18 protein-coding genes are annotated in these 19,637 nt (G+C 27.4%); 9 read left to right on the top strand and 9 right to left on the bottom strand.

Features of this window, described 5'->3' with window-relative positions:
* Positions 1 to 9: 9 nt before the first annotated feature.
* Both K5V21_RS02270 and K5V21_RS02265 read right to left on the bottom strand, forming a co-directional pair.
* Positions 10 to 873, bottom strand: coding sequence for an SDR family oxidoreductase (locus K5V21_RS02270; RefSeq protein WP_221858800.1), 864 nt, complete (start codon positions 871 to 873; stop codon positions 10 to 12).
* Positions 874 to 1,019: 146 nt separating this feature from the next.
* Complete coding sequence (locus tag K5V21_RS02265; protein WP_204595430.1) at positions 1,020 to 1,361, bottom strand: YmaF family protein; 342 nt, start codon at positions 1,359 to 1,361, stop codon at positions 1,020 to 1,022.
* A gap of 239 nt (positions 1,362 to 1,600) precedes the next feature.
* Here K5V21_RS02265 and K5V21_RS02260 point away from each other — a divergent pair, with 239 nt between their 5' ends.
* Positions 1,601 to 2,242: a hypothetical protein gene (locus tag K5V21_RS02260; RefSeq protein ID WP_221858799.1), complete on the top strand. Its 642-nt coding sequence runs from the start codon at positions 1,601 to 1,603 to the stop codon at positions 2,240 to 2,242.
* 126 nt (positions 2,243 to 2,368) lie between these two features.
* Positions 2,369 to 3,193, top strand: a complete 825-nt coding sequence (locus K5V21_RS02255; RefSeq protein WP_221858798.1) for a hypothetical protein — start codon at positions 2,369 to 2,371, stop codon at positions 3,191 to 3,193.
* A gap of 407 nt (positions 3,194 to 3,600) precedes the next feature.
* Here K5V21_RS02255 and K5V21_RS02250 read toward each other — a convergent pair whose 3' ends face one another.
* The 3 genes from K5V21_RS02250 to K5V21_RS02240 all read right to left on the bottom strand — a co-directional run bounded on the left by K5V21_RS02250 (position 3,601) and on the right by K5V21_RS02240 (position 7,646).
* Entirely contained in the window at positions 3,601 to 4,476 is an 876-nt protein-coding gene (locus K5V21_RS02250; protein WP_221858797.1) for a LysR family transcriptional regulator, read from the bottom strand.
* Between the two features lie 202 nt (positions 4,477 to 4,678).
* Positions 4,679 to 6,307: an NAD-dependent malic enzyme gene (locus K5V21_RS02245; RefSeq protein WP_221858796.1), complete on the bottom strand. Its 1,629-nt coding sequence runs from the start codon at positions 6,305 to 6,307 to the stop codon at positions 4,679 to 4,681.
* A gap of 19 nt (positions 6,308 to 6,326) precedes the next feature.
* Positions 6,327 to 7,646 carry an anion permease gene (locus K5V21_RS02240; RefSeq protein WP_307495428.1) on the bottom strand — a complete coding sequence of 440 codons (1,320 nt, stop codon included), beginning with the start codon at positions 7,644 to 7,646 and terminating at the stop codon, positions 6,327 to 6,329.
* 391 nt (positions 7,647 to 8,037) lie between these two features.
* Here K5V21_RS02240 and K5V21_RS02235 point away from each other — a divergent pair, with 391 nt between their 5' ends.
* Entirely contained in the window at positions 8,038 to 9,471 is a 1,434-nt protein-coding gene (locus K5V21_RS02235; RefSeq protein ID WP_221858795.1) for an NlpC/P60 family protein, read from the top strand.
* Between the two features lie 130 nt (positions 9,472 to 9,601).
* Here the strand turns inward: K5V21_RS02235 and K5V21_RS02230 are convergent, their stop codons facing one another.
* Positions 9,602 to 9,871 (bottom strand): hypothetical protein, encoded by a 270-nt coding sequence (locus tag K5V21_RS02230; protein WP_221858793.1) that lies wholly within the window; start codon positions 9,869 to 9,871, stop codon positions 9,602 to 9,604.
* A 261-nt stretch (positions 9,872 to 10,132) separates the two neighbouring features.
* On the opposite strand from K5V21_RS02230, the gene K5V21_RS02225 reads away from it, so the two are divergent.
* From K5V21_RS02225 to K5V21_RS02215, 3 genes are all read left to right on the top strand, one after another.
* A complete protein-coding gene (locus K5V21_RS02225; protein WP_221858791.1) occupies positions 10,133 to 11,434 on the top strand; it encodes a 2-hydroxyacyl-CoA dehydratase subunit D in 1,302 nt (433 codons plus the stop codon).
* A complete protein-coding gene (locus K5V21_RS02220; protein ID WP_221858790.1) occupies positions 11,409 to 13,073 on the top strand; it encodes an acyl-CoA dehydratase activase in 1,665 nt (554 codons plus the stop codon). The genes K5V21_RS02225 and K5V21_RS02220 overlap by 26 nt, the downstream gene beginning before the upstream one ends.
* Before the next feature lie 265 nt (positions 13,074 to 13,338).
* Positions 13,339 to 15,423 (top strand): YgiQ family radical SAM protein, encoded by a 2,085-nt coding sequence (locus K5V21_RS02215; RefSeq protein WP_221858789.1) that lies wholly within the window; start codon positions 13,339 to 13,341, stop codon positions 15,421 to 15,423.
* 68 nt (positions 15,424 to 15,491) lie between these two features.
* Here K5V21_RS02215 and K5V21_RS02210 read toward each other — a convergent pair whose 3' ends face one another.
* Both K5V21_RS02210 and K5V21_RS02205 read right to left on the bottom strand, forming a co-directional pair.
* Positions 15,492 to 15,797 carry a hypothetical protein gene (locus K5V21_RS02210; protein WP_221858788.1) on the bottom strand — a complete coding sequence of 102 codons (306 nt, stop codon included), beginning with the start codon at positions 15,795 to 15,797 and terminating at the stop codon, positions 15,492 to 15,494.
* 205 nt (positions 15,798 to 16,002) lie between these two features.
* Positions 16,003 to 16,629: a hypothetical protein gene (locus tag K5V21_RS02205; protein ID WP_221859164.1), complete on the bottom strand. Its 627-nt coding sequence runs from the start codon at positions 16,627 to 16,629 to the stop codon at positions 16,003 to 16,005.
* Positions 16,630 to 16,818: 189 nt separating this feature from the next.
* Here K5V21_RS02205 and K5V21_RS02200 point away from each other — a divergent pair, with 189 nt between their 5' ends.
* Positions 16,819 to 17,265, top strand: a complete 447-nt coding sequence (locus tag K5V21_RS02200) for a hypothetical protein (protein WP_221858787.1) — start codon at positions 16,819 to 16,821, stop codon at positions 17,263 to 17,265.
* 113 nt (positions 17,266 to 17,378) lie between these two features.
* Here K5V21_RS02200 and K5V21_RS02195 read toward each other — a convergent pair whose 3' ends face one another.
* Positions 17,379 to 17,849 (bottom strand): hypothetical protein, encoded by a 471-nt coding sequence (locus tag K5V21_RS02195; protein ID WP_221858786.1) that lies wholly within the window; start codon positions 17,847 to 17,849, stop codon positions 17,379 to 17,381.
* A 223-nt stretch (positions 17,850 to 18,072) separates the two neighbouring features.
* Between K5V21_RS02195 and K5V21_RS02190 the strand changes: the two genes are divergently transcribed.
* On the top strand, positions 18,073 to 18,636 hold the full coding sequence (locus K5V21_RS02190) for a biotin transporter BioY (RefSeq protein ID WP_221858785.1): 564 nt from the start codon (positions 18,073 to 18,075) through the stop codon (positions 18,634 to 18,636).
* Positions 18,637 to 18,651: 15 nt separating this feature from the next.
* On the top strand, positions 18,652 to 19,623 hold the full coding sequence (gene bioB / locus K5V21_RS02185; RefSeq protein ID WP_221858783.1) for a biotin synthase BioB: 972 nt from the start codon (positions 18,652 to 18,654) through the stop codon (positions 19,621 to 19,623).
* Positions 19,624 to 19,637: the final 14 nt, after the last annotated feature.

The following is a 19,637-nucleotide window of genomic DNA, read 5'->3' as shown; positions in this document are numbered from 1 at the left end:
GTTTTTCTTTTATATTATGTTAAAATCCTTTAAGCATTTATATATGGATTCTTCAGTAGTTGAAAAATAGATAGAATTATTTCTTAATTTTTCATTTGATATTCTAAGGTCTCTGTATTCATCTTTAAATCGTTCAGAGTCTTTAATAAGGAGTGAGCCTTCTCTATGTTTAATATTGAGAAATTCTAAAACTTTAAGAGCTACATCATATGTTGAAAGATTATTTTCACTTCCAAAATTGTAATCTCCATAAGGTGATTCAAGTAATTTTTCAAAATTTTCTATAACATCATAAGCATAGCTTATCCCACGAAATTCATTTGGAGAAAAGGCTATAGGATCATTTTTAATTATGCTATTTAAAATATTATATAGAATATTTTTATTAGTCTTTTTATTTCTCTCAGGTAATGAGAATAGCCAAGTTAATCTTAGATTATAGTGAGAATCTAAGATTTCTTTTATTGATTTTTCAGCTTTAAGTTTAGATACACCATAAACATTATTTGGATAGGGAATAGTTTCTTCAGTATAAGGTCCTTTTTCTAAATTACCATTATAAACTTGGTCACTACTTGCAAATACAAGAGTAGAATTATTTAAGCTACATCCTTTAGCTATATTAACTGTACCTCTAAAATTTACTTTTTCACAAAGACTAGGATCCTTTTCACAAATAGCGGTATCAGAAATAGCAGCAGAATGAAAGACTATATCAATTTTATTATTTTTAAAGAAATTTAATACTTTATTTTCATCTGTAATATCTAAAAAATTATGAGATCCTTTTATTACTTCATATTTATCTTTATAAATCTCTATAAATCTAGAAGATAAAAAGCCATTACTTCCTGTAACTAAAATTTTTTTCATAAAACGCCTCTCCTTAATGCTTTATAATAATATTTTAAATTTAAAGTTAATAAAAAACAATTAAAATGCATGAAAGTATTTAGAAGCTTAGGAATTAAAAGCAAAATAAAGAGCAGTATATTGCACTGCTCTTTTATATAAAAAAGTTAACATTCAACGAAAATAGGTGCTTCTATTAAAGTTGCAAAAATAAATTCATGTCTATGTCCATCATTACAGCTTGTAACGCCATATACAAAATGAACATGTCTGCCGTCTCCAACAGGAATTGCAGGACCAGTACAAACTTCTATAAAATGAAAATGGTCGAAGAAGTCAGTTCTTGTACATATTTTATGGACATGACTGTCTCCCTTTCTTATAGCTTGTCCACTTACTCCAGCAAAGCGATGATTATGAACATCATCTGATCCTAATTCAGCTAATCTTACACTTCCTAAAAATTCATGAACGTGTCTTTGACTATCATCATCACAATGTGATCTCATAAAATCAACTCCTATATATTTTAGTTATAATACATAATATACAGGAAGTAGAGTAAGTGTTACTACTTTTCATAATATTTTATAGTATTAAAAATATAATAATTTATAAATGACAGCTAAAAAGTAAAAAATAATAAAAAATACAATTTATAGTAAATTAATATTATAAAATAACAGAATTTTGAATATTTATATAATGAAATAATGAGAGGTTTAAATCAATAGTAGAGGAGGGTTAAATGAAATCAATATTAAAAATAATGGTTAATATAAGTGTATGTCTACTAATTTTTTTGGCAGTAGCTTTTATAGAGGAAGTATTTGAAAAAAGTAATACTTCAGTATATGTTAAAAATAGTATTCTAGTTTTAATTTATATAATAGGAGCAGCCTTATTTGTTATAAAAGATTTTTTAAAGGTACAAAACAAAAATTATATTATGGATAAAAAGATATTATATGAGTATAAAGAGGAAAGATTTAATAATATAATTATTATTTTTGCAGTTATAAATTCAATTATTGTAATTAAACTATTAACACTCCTTAATACAGGTTATATAGAGATATCATATAGCACTAATTTATTTATTTCATTATATACATTTTTATTTATATCAATTTTAACATTTACATTTTATTTTATTACTGCATATAGATATAAGAATAAAATATTTGAAGAGGGAATTGAACTTTATACATCAGAATTTAAAAAGTTTAATGAAATAACGAAAATAGTATATAAGAGTACTATATATGGAACTAGATGCAAATATAAAATATTTTTTAGAAAAGGAAAAACTATAATTAATATAGATGAAGGAGATTCTGATTATATAAAAGAAATATTAGAGAAGGCCTCTAATATTAAAGTAAAATAAAAATTAAAATTATGGCTATCTATAGTAATATCTTAATAGATTAGAAAGATTCTATAATTTAAAAGCAACATTTTATGAGTTATAATTATAGAAATTAATGTTGTATAAATAGTGGAGGAATTTAATATGATTATTGAAATACTTAAGCTAAGTATAGTATTTACTATAGGAATAACTATAATTTTAATAGCTTTTGGACTTATAATAGGACAAGTAGAAAAGAAAAGTAATGGATTAATATATGGTACTTTTGGAAGGCGTGGAATAATTTTCACAGGAATAATTGGAACTACTGTACATGAATTTAGTCATTATATAATGTGTAAGTTATTTTTTCACAAAGTAACAGAAGTTAAATGGTTTTCTATAAAATTAGATGGAAGTGGAGAATTAGGCCATGTAAGGCATACTTTTAATCCAAAGAATATATATCAAAGAATAGGTAATTTCTTTATAGGGGTGGCTCCAATATTTGTAGGAACTTTGGTGATAATAATAACTTTAAGACTACTACTTCCGAGTACATACTTACAAATAGTAAAAAGTATTAATATAAATGAAATTTCATTATATATAAGTAGCTTAAATTTCATAGAGTTTTTCAAAGAGTTATCAAATGAGTTATTTACTATACTTAAGTATTTATTCTCTATAGAAAATTTAGTATCTTTTAAATTTTGGATTTTTATAATTATATCTTTATCAATTAGCAATCATATGTCACTTAGTAGGGCTGATGTTAAGAATTCTTTAGATGGGATAGGATTCATATTTTTATTAAGTATATTAATTAGTGCTATTTGTATTTTGTTTGGGATAAGTTTCAATAATGTGTTGGTAGAGGTAATTACTTTTAATAGTTTACTTATAGCATTTTTATCAGTAGGATTATTATTTTCAGTAGTAGCTCTGATACTTTCAATGCTTATATGTTTTAAAAGTTATTTATAATAAAAATAAAGAGCAGTTTTACTACTGCTCTTTAATATTAAATTTTAATACTTTGCTAGAGGAGAAGAATAAATTTTTATTTCTCTCTGATTATCATTACAGAGTGTGTCTTTACAGAAATTGGGGGATGTAAAGCACTTAAAGAAATTCTGCTAAATCAGATTAAATAAAAATAATTAAAAGTTATTAAAAACAAATTTATTTCTATGATAAGGTTGACTATTAGAAGACTGGTAGATTAATTTGTTTATAAATAAAAATGATGATTATAAAGTTATGATATTGTAATTAGCTTATATGATAAACTTTATAAAAATAATTATTTTATATTAGCGTGTGAGTTTTTTTAGTTTATACTACATAATATAAAAAAAGTAGAGATTTGTTACTACTTTTCATAATATAATTTATTTACTTTTATTAATTATAAGTTCTCTTATAGAATTTTCCTTAGAAGTCATATAATGATCTCTTTTAGTTGTAAGAGATATATAAAAATCTATTGGATTTAAAAGAGGAATAGCTTTAATTTCAGTTCTTTTACTAACTGCCATGCTTATAAGTATACCAATGCCAAGTCCTGATGCTATAAGAGATTTTGCTGTTTGTATTTCATTAGTATAATATATTTTTTTAGGTGCTATATCATTTTTTATGCATAAATCCTCAAAAACTTTATTATGTATATAAGAATTTCCAAGAACTATAAACTGTTCATTCTCAAGATTTTTAAAATTAATTTTTTTACTTTTAGAGAGTGAATGTTTTTTACTTACACATAGCATAAATTCATCCTTTTTTAATATAACTGAATCTAAAGTCTCATCTGTAATTGGAGAAAGAGAACCAATCAATGATATATCAACTTTTCCAGTAAGCAAAAGCTCCTTCATAGCTAGTGAGCCAGTCTCTACAAACTCAATACACTCTGCAAAACCTTCTTTTAATAGATCCTCTATATAAATAGGAAAGAAATAAGCACCTATTATAGGGGGAATTCCAAGCTTTAATTTATTACTATTTATTTTTGATATTTCAAGTTTTGCTTCATTCATTTGATAGAGTATATTTTGAGCACGTTTTTCAAATACAATTCCCGCTTCAGTTAAAGAAAGTGCTTTTTTTGAGTGGTCTCGTATTATAAGTTTTGCATTTAACTCTTTCTCAAGCCTATGAAGAGACATTGTAATTGATGGCTGGGAAACGTAAAGTGCTTCAGCAGTTTTAGTAAAACTTTTTGTATTACATAAAGAATGAAAGTATTCTAGATCTCTAAGATTCATATGTACAACTCCTTTTGTATTAGAATACACTAAGAATTTTATGAATGAATGAACAAAAAGTAAAAATATGCTTATAGAAGAAATAAAAGGTCACAATGAAAGAATAAAATCTTTCATTATGCCCTCAGGGTGTCGGCAAAGTCGATACTCTTTTGTTTTTAAGTTAAATAAGTTGATGTGATTTAATCAATATATTTTATAATTAATAATTTGCATCCCAAATTTCTTTTGCAACAGCTTCTGTAGCATCTAATATTTCTTTTCTATTTAAACCTTCTTTAACAGTTTCTGAAACAACAGATATAGCAACTAATTTAGAAGCTTCTTTAAGTTTTGAAACTGGTGGTAGTATTGGAGCACCGGGCTCGCTAAGATCTTGAAGAGATACTATTCCGTGTGCTGCTGCAGATAGCATATCATCTGTAACAGTTTTAGATTTTGCCACAATTATTCCAAGACCAAGTCCAGGATATAATAAAGCATTATTTGCTTGACCTATAGTGTATGTTATTCCCTTATATTCAACAGGATCTGAAGGACTACCTGTAACTACTAATGCTTTACCATCTGACCATTTTATTATATCTGATGCCTTAGCTTCGCAAAGTCTTGTTGGATTTGAAATTGGCATAATGGCTGGTCTTTCATTTATTTCTGCCATAGCACGAACAACTTCCTCTGTAAATGCTCCAGGAACTCCTGATGTTCCAATTAAAACTGTTGGCTTTACAGTTCTAATTATTTCAGCAAGGTCAGTTAAAGGCTCTTTTATTTCACCAATTTTTCTTGCATACTTTTTTTGACCATCTGTAAGTCCATCCATATCTTTTGTAAGAAGACCTTGTCTATCAACTAGGTAGAAATCATTTTTAGATTCTTCCTCTGTTAAACCACTTCTTATTTTTTCAAATAGTATTTGGTCAGATACCCCAACACCAGCAGTACCACCACCAAAGACTAATATTTTATGATCTTTCACAGGGATATTAGTTACCTTAGCTACAGCATTTAAAGCAGAAACCATCATAACACCTGTTCCTTGGATATCATCATTAAAGGTACAGATTTTTTCTCTATACTTTTCAAGTATTCTTCTAGCATTATCGCGACCAAAATCTTCCCAGTGAATAAGAGTATCAGGGAATAATTTTAATGAAGTAGAGACAAACTTATCTATAAAATCATCGTATTGATCCCCTCTGATTCTAAGATGTTTATTTCCTAAATAGAAAGGATCATTTAAAAGTTTTTCATTATTAGTACCAGCATCAATAACAACTGGAAGTACATTCTTTGGATTAACTCCAGCAGCTACTGTATATACTGCAAGTTTACCAATTGAAATATCGACTCCTTGAACACCCCAGTCTCCAATACCAAGTACACCTTCACCATCTGTAACAACTATTAATTTTATCTCTTCAAGATCCTTTAAAGCTGATTTTAATGAAGATTCAATATTATCAGGGGCATCAACAGATAAAAATACAGCATCTTTTGGAGTATCAAAAGTTCTAGAGTAATTTATTACTGCATCACCTATAGTTGGTGTATAAATTATAGGAAGAAATTCTGTAATATGTTTTCCTATAGTGTAGTAAAATAATGTACGATTTGTATTGTATAGATTCATAAGAAATAAATGTTTATCTAGGTTATCTTGTATAGACTTAGTCATTTCATAAACTAATATTTCTTGTTCTTCTATTGTTCTAACAGTACTAGGAAGTAATCCTTTTATATTGTATTTTTCTCTTTCTTCTTCTGTAAAAGCTGTTCCTTTATTTAAGAAAGGATTTCTTAAAATATCTTGTCCTTTTAAAATATTCATAATTAACACTCCTTTAAATTTAATATAATCCAATTACTTTCCACCATAATGAGCCAATTCCAAGCCATATGATGAAGTATATTATTCCAAGAATAAAGTTTAGGCTCCACCATTTGTTTTGTGGAACATAACCAGTACTGTAAAGTAGAGGGGCGGGTCCATTGCTATAATGAGTTGTTGAAGCAAATAGATTTCCAAAGAAAGCTAATGCTAAAGCTGCAAGCATTGGAGGTACACCTTCAGCAAGTGCAATACCAAGAAAAGCTGAATACATAGCACTTACATGGGCAGTAGCACTTGCAAAAATATAATGGCTATAGAAATATACTAAAAGTAAAACAATTAATATTATAGGCCAAGAAAAACCTGTTAAATCTGTTTTTACTATATCTCTAAGGTAAGAGATCAATCCAAGTTTATTTAATTGATCTGCCATCATTACAAGTACAGAAAACCAAATTAGTACGTCCCAAGCTCCTTTTTCAGATTTTACATCATCAAAGTTTAATATTTTAAATATTAGAAGTAATGATAATCCTATAAATGCTGTAAGGGTTGGATTAATATTAATTAAACTTCCTACTATCCATAAAATAAGAACTGTAATAAATATTAATGCCATTAGTATTTCGTCTTTTTTCATTTTACCCATATTTTGAAGAGCATTTTCTGCAACTTTTGGGGCATTTGGAGTTGACTTAATTTCTGGTGGGTAAAGTTTATATATAACAATGGGGATAACTATTAATGATATAATACCTGGAACAAGTGCTGCTAAAAACCAAGAAGACCAAGTTATATCAATTCCAAAGCTTGCTGCAAGTGATTTAGCAAGTGGATTTGCAGCCATAGCTGTCATAAACATAGCAGAAGTAATTATGTTCCCATGAAATTCAGAAAACATAAGAAATGATCCAATCTTTCTTGCAGTTCCATCCTTAGGATTAGAATTAAATGTTTTTGCAAGGGATTCAATGATAGGTGTTATAATTCCTCCAGCTCTTGCTGTATTACTAGGTGTTGCTGGAGCTAATATTAAATCACAAAATATTATAGAATAGCAAAGGCCTATTGTTTTTTTACCAAAATGTTTTACAAATTTATAAGCTATTCTAGATCCAAGACCAGTTTTTATAAAACCTCTTGATATAAAAAATGCCATAACTATAAGCCATATACTACTTTGACTAAAACCACTAAGAGCAGTATTTAACTTAACTGTATTAGTAAGAACTGTTACTGTTAGACCTATTATTGCAACTGATCCTATAGGGAATGGCTTTAGTATGCAACCAGCTATAGTAGCAATAAAAATAGCTAGCATATGCCAAGCTGTTATAGAAACTCATGTAGGTGGTGGTATGAGCCATATTATTAAACCGATTACAATTGTTATTAAAAATTTTATATAAGTATTAGATAGCAACTGTGATGATTTTTTAGTATTATTCATATTTTAATCTCCTTTCAGATATTTCCTATTTTTATTATAAAACTATAGTTTAAATAACAGAAATATTGTTTATTTATTTACTTATAAGTATTATTTATAACTAATGCTTAAAATGTAAAAGTAATATTTAAGGAAGTTTTAAATTCTATCTATATATAATAATAATAATTAAATAAAATATTAAAAGTATATCTAAATATTAAATAAAATATTAAATGCATGACAAATTTCCTTTTTTTATTATTAAATGTAATATAATCTAAAATGAGGTGATTATATGAAAAAAATAAATAAATTTACAGTTGCTATTATTATATTTTTTCTTGTTGTAGGTATTAATCTTACTAATACTAAAAAAGTAAATGCAGCTGAAAAAGGAAATACTGAAACAATTAAAAATGGTGTATTGCAACAATCAAAAACAGGCTGGATTACTAAAGATGGTAAAAAATATTATGTACAAGCTAACGGAGAAGTAGCAAAATATACGCAGACTATAGATGGTAAAACATATTATTTTGTTGATAAAGATGGAGAAATGTTTACAGGATGGCTTAAATATGAAGATAATAATGAATGGCATTATTTTGATAAAAATGGAGTAATGCAAACAGGATTCATTAAAGTTGATGGTAAAACATATTATCTGAATAAAGATGGTGCAAGGGTAAAATATACGCAGGCTATAGATGGTAAAACATATTACTTTAATGGCAGTGGAGTAATGCTAACAGGATGGATTCAATTTTCAAGTAATAATAAATGGCGCTATTTCAATGAAGATGGAGTAATGCAAACAGGATTTATTAAAGTTGATGGTAATACATATTATCTGGATAAAGACGGTGAAAGGGTAGAATATTCACAGACTATAGATGGTAAAACATATTACTTTAATGGCAGTGGAGTAATGCTAACAGGATGGATTAAATTTTTAAGTAATAATGAATGGCGCTATTTCGATGAAAATGGTGTATTACAACCATCAAAAACAGGTTGGATAAATGAAGATGGTAAAAGGTATTATATGCAAGCTAATGGAGAGTTAGCAAAATATACGCAGACTATAGATGGTAAAACATATTATTTTGTTGATAAAGATGGAGAAATGTTTACAGGATGGCTTAAATATGAAGATAGTAACAAATGGAGTTATTTCAATAAAAACGGTGAAATGGTAAAATATACGCAGACTATAGATGGTAAAACATATTATTTTGATAAAGATGGAGAAATGTTTACCGGATGGCTTAAATATATAGATAATAATGAATGGCATTATTTCAGTCCTAAAGATGGACATATGATGACTAATACTACTATTGATGGTTATTATATTTCAGAAAGTGGAAAACGTGAAGATAAAGATGATAAAGGTGATAGAGTAGTTAACTATGCTAAAAAGTTTTTAGGAACAAAATATGTATATGGTGGAACTACTCCTAGCGGTTTTGATTGTTCAGGATTTACTCAGTACGTATATAAACATGCATTAGGTATAGACATTAGTAGAACTACATATACTCAAATAAGTCATGGTAAAGCGGTATCAAGATCAGATTTAAAAGTTGGAGATTTAGTATTCCCGCATGCAGGACATGTTGGAATTTATATTGGCAATGGTAAAATAATACATGCACCTCAAACCGGAGATGTGGTTAAAATATCTAATATTTGGAGTTTTTATGCAGCAAGAAGAATAATAAACTAAAAAATGAAAATGTTGATGAATACGTTGTCTAAAAGATTTAGAATTAAGACAAGAGAGTGTCGACTTTGTTGACACTCTGAAAGATAGCAAAATACTATTTGCTATCTTTCTTTTTTTAGTACTAAATATACTAAGTTTGATGCACATCAAATCTAAGAAGCTGACACTTAGGAAATTCTCTAATTCGTATTTCTTCTAGAAGATCCTCAAGCTTTTCTAAGCTAATATTTAAATATAGAGCTTTTTTAAAGCCTAATTCATGAATTTCTACAAAATTTTCTTTTTTTATTATAAGAATTTTTCTATCTTTCTTAAATGATTGCACTTCAATAAAATCATTTATATTTAAGAGAGGTAGCTTCCTAAATGTTCTAAATATAAGATCTTCTGAATTAATCATCTTTGTTCTCCTTCACAAATATTTATACCCTTTGGAATACTATACAACTTTATGATATTTATTTGAAATACATAAATTTTATAGTAATTATTAAATTTAGTTATATAAGATATTTTAATATCTAAGTATATTTATAAAATAATTGTTATCTTTATCAATTTGTTAAATTATTGTACACAAAATGGTAAAAAGAAATAGATGTATTTAATATATAATAGATAATGTTTTATAAAAATAAAAAATATATATTAAGGAGAAATTATGGACTTTATAAAAATTTATAGTGATATTTTAAAAAAGAATAGTGATAATCCAGATAAGGTAAGAAAAATGCTTAAAGCAGGATATAATTTAGAATACATAAATTTAAACTTGTTCGGTGATAAAAATCTTCCGAAATCACTTAGGTATTTAGCTAAACTTTGTATGAAATTTACTTTAGAACCATTACGTGACCCGGAGAACACAGCTTTTGTAAATGTATTTACTCCAACAGAGTTTTTACATGCTTTTGATATGCATCCACAGCTTATAGAGGCGTATTCATCTTATATATCAGGAACAAGATGTGAAGATATGTTTATTGATAAAGCTGAAAGTGTTGGGGTAGCTGATAGTCTTTGTTCTTATCATAAAACATTTTTAGGGGCAGCTATGAGTAATGTAATCCAAAAACCTAAATTTGCAATTACAACTTCAACTGCTTGTGATGGAAATGTTAATACATTTAGATGTCTTGCAGATATTTATAAGATAGATAAGTTTGTAATAGATGTTCCTTATGAATACTCAAGAGATGCAGAAAATTATGTTGAGGAACAATTAAAAGAAATGGTGACTTTCATTGAAGATAATACTCATAAAAAATTAGATGAAAGCAAATTAAAGGAGATTATCTTAAATGAAAATCAATCTATTGATTACTACAAAAGATATTTAGAAAGCTTAAAAAATAAGTATTTCCCAAATACATTAACATCAGAGATGTTTAAGGTATTTACAACTCATCCAGGAATGGGAAGAGCAGATACACTTAAGTTTTATAAACTTTTAGCAAAAGATATAGAAAAATATCCAGATGTAAAGGCGAAAAAGAGATTGTTATGGGTTCATTTATTACCATTTTACAGTGAATCAATAAAGAGTTTCTTAGATACAAATGCAGATTATCAATTACTTATATCAGATATGAATGCTGACTATCTACATAAATTAGATGTTGATAATCCATATGGATCAATTGCTAAAAAAATAATCTTAAATTCATTTAATGGGTCATATAGCAGAAGAGCTAATAATATATTAAACCTTTCTAAAGAACTTAATGCAGATGGAGTTATTAATTTCTGCCATTTTGGATGCAAACAATCAAGTGGTGGTTCATTAATATTAAAGGATTTACTTGAAAAAAATAATATTCCAATGCTTAGCATAGATGGTGATGCAGTAGATAGAAGAAATAGTCAAGAAGGACAAAATAAAACAAGATTAGAAGCCTTCTTTGAAATGATTGATAGAAATGAGGAGGAAGTAAAAGATGATAGCTTGTATGTGCAAATATAGTCCTTTTGCAGTTTTTGATGGATTTTCAGAAGAAGGAATAATTATAGATAGTGAAATAGATCAATTCAATGAATCAGATACTCTTCTTCATCCTAATATGTGCTCATATAGTAAGGCGCTTTTAGATACCATAGCAGAAAAGAAAATTGATAAGGTGTTTTTAGTTAATTGTTGTGATTCAATAAGAAGACTTAAAGATACATTAGAAAAAATACCATCAATAAAATTTGTTTATATGATGGATCTTCCAAGAAAAAATAATTGCTGTGCTAAAAATATGTTGAAAAATGAAATACTAAAATTTATAGATGCATATGAAAAGTTTAGTGGTGAAAAGTTTGATGTTAGTAAATTCAATAAGGGACTTTATAAATATTTAGATTCAAATAAAAGTCCAGAGAAGCCATATATTGCAGTTATTGGTGCTAAAGCATCTAAAGATTTTCTACATAAAGTAGAAGATTCTTTAGATTATCAATTAGTAAATCATACTTGCTCTAGAGAGCATTATTTAACAGAAGTAAAAAACTTTAATGAAAAAGAAGAAGCCATGGCCTGGTATGCTAATGAAATACTAGGATATACTCCTTGTATGAGAATGGAAGATACTACAAATAGAAGAGCATTAACAGAAGATCCAAATCTTAAAGGGATAATATATCATACAGTTAAGTTCTGTGATCACTATTCATTTGAATATATAAATCTTCAAAGGGGAGAGATTCCAGTATTAAAGATTGAAACTGATCTTACAAATCAAAGTAATGGACAAATTAAAACGCGTATAGAAGCATTTAATGAGCAGTTAAGTGGAGGAAATATTAAAATGAAAAAAATAATAGATAAAGATAAAATATATGTTATGGGTATAGATAGTGGATCAACTTCTACCAATGTAATAATTTTAGATAAGAATAAGAAAATTTTAAGTAGTATAATAGTAAAAACTGGAGCAAAAAGCATGGACTCTGCAAATAAGGCATTAGAGTGTGCCCTTAAAGAATCAGGACTTAGTAAAGATGATATGACACTTATAGTTGGAACGGGTTATGGAAGATATAATATACCTTTTGTAGATGAGAATGTAACTGAAATAACATGTCATGGAAGAGGAGCACATTTCTTTAATCCGGAAGTTAGAACTATAATTGATATTGGAGGACAAGATAGCAAAGCTATAGGACTTGATGAAAATGGTAATGTAAAGAGTTTTGTTATGAATGATAAATGTGCAGCTGGAACAGGCAGATTTTTAGAGATGATAGCAAAGACATTAGAAATAGATTTACAAAAGATGTCAGAGGAAGGGTTATCATATAAAGAAGATTTAACAATAACAAGTGTTTGTTCAGTATTTGCAGAATCAGAAGTTGTATCTTTAATTGCAGATAATAAAGAAAGAAAAGATATTATTCATGGAGTTAATAAGTCAATTGCTACAAAAACAGTTGGACTAGTTGAAAGAGTTGGAAGACATGAAAAGTATATGATGACAGGTGGAGTTGCTAAAAATAAAGGAGTAATTAAAGCTATAGAAGAAAAATTAAATAGTAAATTATTTATAGCAGATGAACCACAAATATGTGGAGCACTTGGTGCAGCACTTATAGGACTTGATAAAATTTTAGAAGAAATATAATTAAAATAGCTTCAGAGAGTTAAAAAATCTCTGAAGTTATTTTTTTATAGGGAAAGCTAATCTTAATTTATAATTATAGAAATTTGTTTAAATTTAATATCTATAAGTATTAATTACTACAATATCCAACAAAAATAATAAAAAAATTAAAAAATTTTATTTTTTTATTAAATTAAAGTATTATAATAGAGAAATATGATTTATAATAGTAAGCTGGACTTAAATATGAATAATTATGTTAATAATATAGATAGAAGGTGATAATATGACAGATAATAGATTTTTACCAATAAGTAAAAAAGATATGGAAGATAGAGGTTGGGAACAATGTGACTTTATAATAGTTACAGGGGATGCATATATAGACCATCATAGTTTTGGTACTGCAATTATTTCTAGAGTATTAGAAAATGCAGGATATAAGGTAGGAATAATAGCTCAACCAGATTGGCATAGTACTGATGATTTTAAAAAACTTGGTAGACCAAGACTTGGATTCTTAGTAAATGGCGGTAACATGGACCCTATGGTTAACCATTATTCTGTTAGTAAGAGAAGAAGAGATAAGGATTTATATACTCCAGGTGGAAAGATGGGAGCTAGACCAGATAGAGCTACTATTGTTTACTGTAATAAAATTAGAGAAGCGTACAAGCATGTAAATCTTATGATTGGAGGACTTGAAGCAAGTCTTAGAAGATTAGCTCATTATGACTATTGGAGTGATACTGTAAAAAATTCAATACTTATAGATAGTGGAGCAGATCTACTTATGTATGGTATGAGTGAAAAGCAAGTGGTTGAAGTTGCAAATTGCTTAAATGATGGATTTGAAGCTAAATATGTAAGACACGTAAATGGTACTTGTTATGCAGTTGAATCTTTAGATGAAGTTTATACTGATTATGTTGAGCTTCCATCTTGTGAGGAAGTGTCATCAGATAAAAGAAAATATGCAGAAGCATTTAAAAAGCAATACGAAGAACAAGATCCTATAAGAGGAAAGCAACTTATTCAAAAGCATGGTAATAGATATGTTGTTGTAAATAAACCAGAAATGCCACTTTCAAGAGAAGAACTTGATGAAGTTTATGCACTTCCATATGCTAAAAGCTATCATCCTGTTTATGAAAAAGATGGTGGAATTGCAGCTATTGAAGAAGTTAAGTTCTCAATAGTAAGCTCAAGAGGATGTTTTGGTAACTGTAACTTCTGTGCTATAACATTCCATCAAGGTAGAGCAGTTCAAAGTAGAAGTGAAGAATCAATACTTGAAGAAGCAGTTGAAATAACAAATATGAAAGACTTCAAGGGATATATTCATGATGTTGGTGGTCCTACTGCAAACTTTAGAAAACCAGCATGTAATCATCAACTTACTATAGGTGCATGTAAAAATAAACAATGCTTAACTCCAGGTGTATGTAAGAACATGGATGTAGACCATACTGAATATTTACATTTACTTAGAAAGATAAGAAAACTTCCTAAGGTTAAGAAAGCATTCGTTCGTTCAGGTCTTAGATATGATTATATAATGGCTGATAAGAATGATACATTCTTTAGAGAGTTAGTAGAGCATCATGTAAGTGGTCAGCTTAAAGTTGCACCAGAACATGTAGCACCAGAGGCTCTAAAATATATGGGTAAGCCATCAGGAAAGACTTATGATAAATTTAGAGAAAAATTCTTTAAGATAAATAGACAGCTTGGAAAAGAGCAATACTTAATTCCATACTTAATGTCAAGTCATCCAGGATGTGGATTAAAAGAAGCTATAGAGCTTGCAGAATACTTAAGAGATACTAAGTATCAGCCAGAACAAGTTCAAGACTTCTACCCAACTCCAGGAACAATGTCAACTACAATGTTCTATACAGGGCTTGATCCATTAACAATGAAGGAAGTATATGTTCCAAAAACTAGAGAAGAAAAAGCTATGCAAAGAGCACTTCTACAATTTAAAAATCCTAAGAATTATAACTTAGTTTATGATGCTTTAGTTAAAGCTGGAAGAGAAGATTTAATTGGAAATGGACCAAAGTGTTTAATTCAATCAAAGGAAACTAGATATCTTGCAAGTACTAGAGGTTTTGGACATGGAAATTCTTCAGGCTATAAAGGAAAGAAGAAAAATAACTCTAAAGGCAAAGATAATGACACTAGAAGAAGTGGTAAATCAAACAGTAATTCTCAAAATAAGGGAAGAGGAAAAGCTGGAAATAGAGAAAAGTTTGCAGATACTGATCCAAGAGGAAAGCGAGATCAAAGACCAAAGGATGACTCACCAAGATATAAAGGTAAAAAGAGTAGAGGACCTGCAAGACTTAGAGTTAAAAAGAAAAGATAAATATAAGAAGCATACTTAGAACTATTCTAAGTATGCTTTTTTTATGATTATATTAAATTTAAAATGCATCAACAGTTTGAAAATGCATCAGCAGTTTTATGTTCATATGGACATATTTTTTTAGAGTGTTTAATTATTCTCTTCTTTGAAAGGTAAGAACAGATAGAATCAATGTATTTAGATGGATCAGATGAAGCTATCCTATCATTTAGCATTAAAGTAGCTTTTAAGTGGCTATAAGACACTGAATTTAGCATTGCATCAATTTCATGGGATGTGAAGTACTTACCAGGATTTGATGATAAAAATAAGTTAACATCATTAGCTAGTGAGTAAAGTACTTTATCTTGATTATCATTTACTTTTGTATTCATTTAAATCACTCCTTAATATAAAATTCAATCTATTTTATTTTACTATTAGCATTTACAAAAAAAGTTGTCTATGTAAATGTTTACTATAATATAAGTATATCAAATACTTAAGAAAAATCAATGAGTAATACAAAAAGATTTATTTTAAATTTATATAATAATATATGAAAAAAGATGCATTAACTATGCATCTTTTTTAAATATGTTATATTTCTACTTTTTCTAAATTACTTCTTCTATTATCTAGAGGATTAAGGTTTATATGGTGAATAGTTTCACTATCACTTGGCTTCATAATTATTCTATCTAAATGAATTCTTCCATCTGGTGTGTTAGCTATAACACATATATCATTATTATTTCTATAGTAGACCCAGCTATAATCATCGTTTACTACAGTATGTAAGTCTGATGATGAGATTAATGCTTTTGCTTGTTCTTTTCCGTATTTATCCTTTAGACTTATAGCAAATGTATCAGCATCTATCTTTTCATATTCATTTTTTGTATTTCTTTGAACTATCTCTAAGTTACATCTTCTGTTATCTAGAGTATTTCCATTTATGTGTCTAATTGGAGTAGTGCTAGAAACGTTTAGTATTATACTTTGTAAACTTTGCTTTAAAGGTTTATTCTTCTTATTTTTTTCAGTATTACTTATGTTTAATACTAGATAATTATTAAAATCTTTATTCCATTCGGCAAACCAAGTTCCAATAGATTTGACACTATCAAGGTCTGAGCTATCTATTTTAGCAATAAGTTCATCACCATTTTTCTTTAATATTGTTATAAAAGTAACGCCTTCTTCTGTCTTAAAATTGTTCTCTATATTTTTGTAATTATTTTTAATTTTAAACACCTCTTCTTATATTAATTAGCATTACTAAGTATATCAGAATTAGGATTAAAAAGATATATAATAAAAAAATAGAGGCTTAAAGATAATATTTTTACAATTACTATATTAAATTGATATAATATATATATTGTAATGTAGACTTAGATAGGGGGGACAATAATGGATATTATAGATTTTAATAAGGTATATAGGGATAAGATAGAGAAGAAAGCATATGAGAGTCTAAGTGTTGTAAAACTTGATGATGATAGCTATTTAATAAATGATAATAGTTCATTTTCAGATGATATAGAGTATGATTTTATAAAGGATAGTAGATTTAATGAAGAACTTGCAGATCAAATAAAAGAAATGAAATGCAAAGAAGGAGATTGTCTAAGCGTTACTATAAAGTACTACAATGATAATGATAAAAATGTATTAGAACTTGTAAATTTATCAAGTGAAGAAGTTATAGAACTTAATGTAGATATGAATTTAGATTATGATACAAGAGGAAAAGTAGTGAATTTTATAGCTTATAATTTAGATAGGGATGATTTAGCAGTTTCATTTTATCTTCATTATAATTTTGAACTTTTACGTGACTTAGTTGAATCAATATAAAAAATTATATTATAAAAATCTAATATAATGGTTGAAAATTATATATATTATGATGATTTTAATAATGAAATATTAAAAAGATAATTAATTTAAATTAATTATCTTTTTTTAGTTTAAATATTATTAAGATCAATAGTATTACAGTCTATATCAGGATATAAAGTTTTATCCACAGGTAATACTTTAAATATACTATCATCTTTTTTAAATTTACTATTTGAAGTAAGTTTATATCCATACATTCTTGGAAGATTTATAAATTCTACAAGTTTATTATCTTTTATAAATCCAAGCATAACAATATTTTCATCATGACTTATATTAAAATTTTTATTATAAGTAGTAACCTTTTCATCTTTTAAAATATCTCTTGGATTTGAATAAGGATTAAAAACAAATAAATTATCCCAATCAAATTTCGTAATTTTAGATAAGTCTAAATAAGCAGATGAGTCTATAGATTTAATAATTTGATTTTTCAAATCTATATTTTCTTTTGTTATATTAGATTTCACAAATAAGATATAGAATAATGAAAGTACGGTTATAGTTAGTAATGATATGAATAATTTCTTTTTTAACATATAATCCTCCCAAAATAAATATAAAATTGCTTAACTTATATCAAAATTATACCATAATTAAAATTAAATGTAATAATGAGAGGCGAAGTATTAAAAGGTGATAGAAAGGAAATAGTACAATTTCATTGTCACCCAATTAAGAAAAATATGGTTGACAATATAAAAAACAAAAGGTATTATTTTAATATACTTTGATAATCAAAATATATTTGGAGGGAATTTTATGAATTTAAAGACAAGAGATTTAACGCTTATTGCGATGTTTGCAGCACTTACAGCTATAGGAGCATTTATTAGAATACCACTTCCTATAGTTCCATTTACACTTCAGTATTTCTTTTGTGCATTAGGTGCAATTATTCTTGGAAGTAAGAAGGGTGCTCTTGCACAAATATTATATGTAGGAATTGGACTTATAGGTATTCCAGTATTTACAAAAGGTGGAGGACCACAATACATACTTCAACCAACTTTCGGATACTTGATAGGATTTATATTAGGAGCATTTATAATTGGAAAGATAACTGAAAATATGAAAGAGTTAAATATAAAGAAAATTTTTATAGCATGTATTATGGGATTGTCTGTAGTTTATTTATTTGGAGTAATTCATATGTTTATTATTTATAATTTTTACTTAGGACAAGCTATGGGTGTATGGACAGCTATTACTGTTGGAGCAATATCATGCTTACCTAGTGATTTATTACTAAGCTTTATAATTTCATTAGTTGGATCAAAAGTTGTACCTACCCTTAGAAGACTAGGTTATGCAGATGCAAAATAAGGAGAAATAGATAATATGGATTTTATAAATGAAATAAAATTAAAAGTTTTAAATGGGTATAAGGTAAGTAAAGATGATGCTTTAAAATTATATTTAGAGAAGCCTGAGGAGCTTTATAAAGCTGCCAATTGTATAAGAGAAAAACTATGTGGTAATAAAGTTGATCTTTGTTCTATTATCAATGGTAAAAGTGGAAAGTGCACAGAAAACTGTAAGTATTGTGCTCAATCAATTCACTTTAATACTGGAGTAGAAGAGTATAAATTATTATCTTATGAAGAAATAAAAAAGAGTGCTAAGGAGAATGAGGAAGGTCATTTAGACAGATTCTCTATAGTAACTTCAGGAAAAGGATTGAAAGGAAAAGAATTTAAAGAGGTTGTAGGTTATTATAAAAAATTAAATGAAGAATGTAATATAAAGCTTTGTGCTTCTCATGGAATATTAGATAAAGGTTCATTATTAAAATTAAAAGAAGCTGGAGTTTTAAGATATCATCACAATATAGAAACATCAAGAAATTACTATAAAGAAATATGTACTACACATACTTTTGACGATAGAATTAATACAATAAATTTTGCTAAAGAGATAGGTTTAGAGGTTTGTTCAGGCGGTATTATAGGGCTTGGAGAGACAATAGAAGATAGAATAGATATGGCAATAGAACTTAGAGATTTAGATATAGTATCTATTCCAATTAATGCTTTAATGCAAATAAAAGGAACGCCTCTAGAAGATAATGTTCCATTAGAGGAAGAGGAGATATTAAAGACTATATCATTATTTAGATTTATAAATCCTACAGCTAATATAAGACTTGCAGCAGGGAGAAATCTTTTAGAAAACTACGGAGAAAAGGCATTTAAAGCTGGAGCTAATGCAACTATATCAGGAAATCTACTTACTACATGTGGCAGTAATATTAAAAAAGATAGAGATATGATAAAGGATTTAGGTTTAGAAGTAAAGGGAGATACTATTTAAGAGAGGTAAATATA

The organism is Clostridium sardiniense, assembly GCF_019753795.1.
In the GTDB taxonomy this organism is placed as follows: Bacteria; Bacillota; Clostridia; order Clostridiales; family Clostridiaceae; genus Clostridium; species Clostridium sardiniense.
The sequence above is the reverse complement of the archived record's forward strand: the minus strand, read 5'-3'. Positions and strand labels throughout refer to the sequence as shown.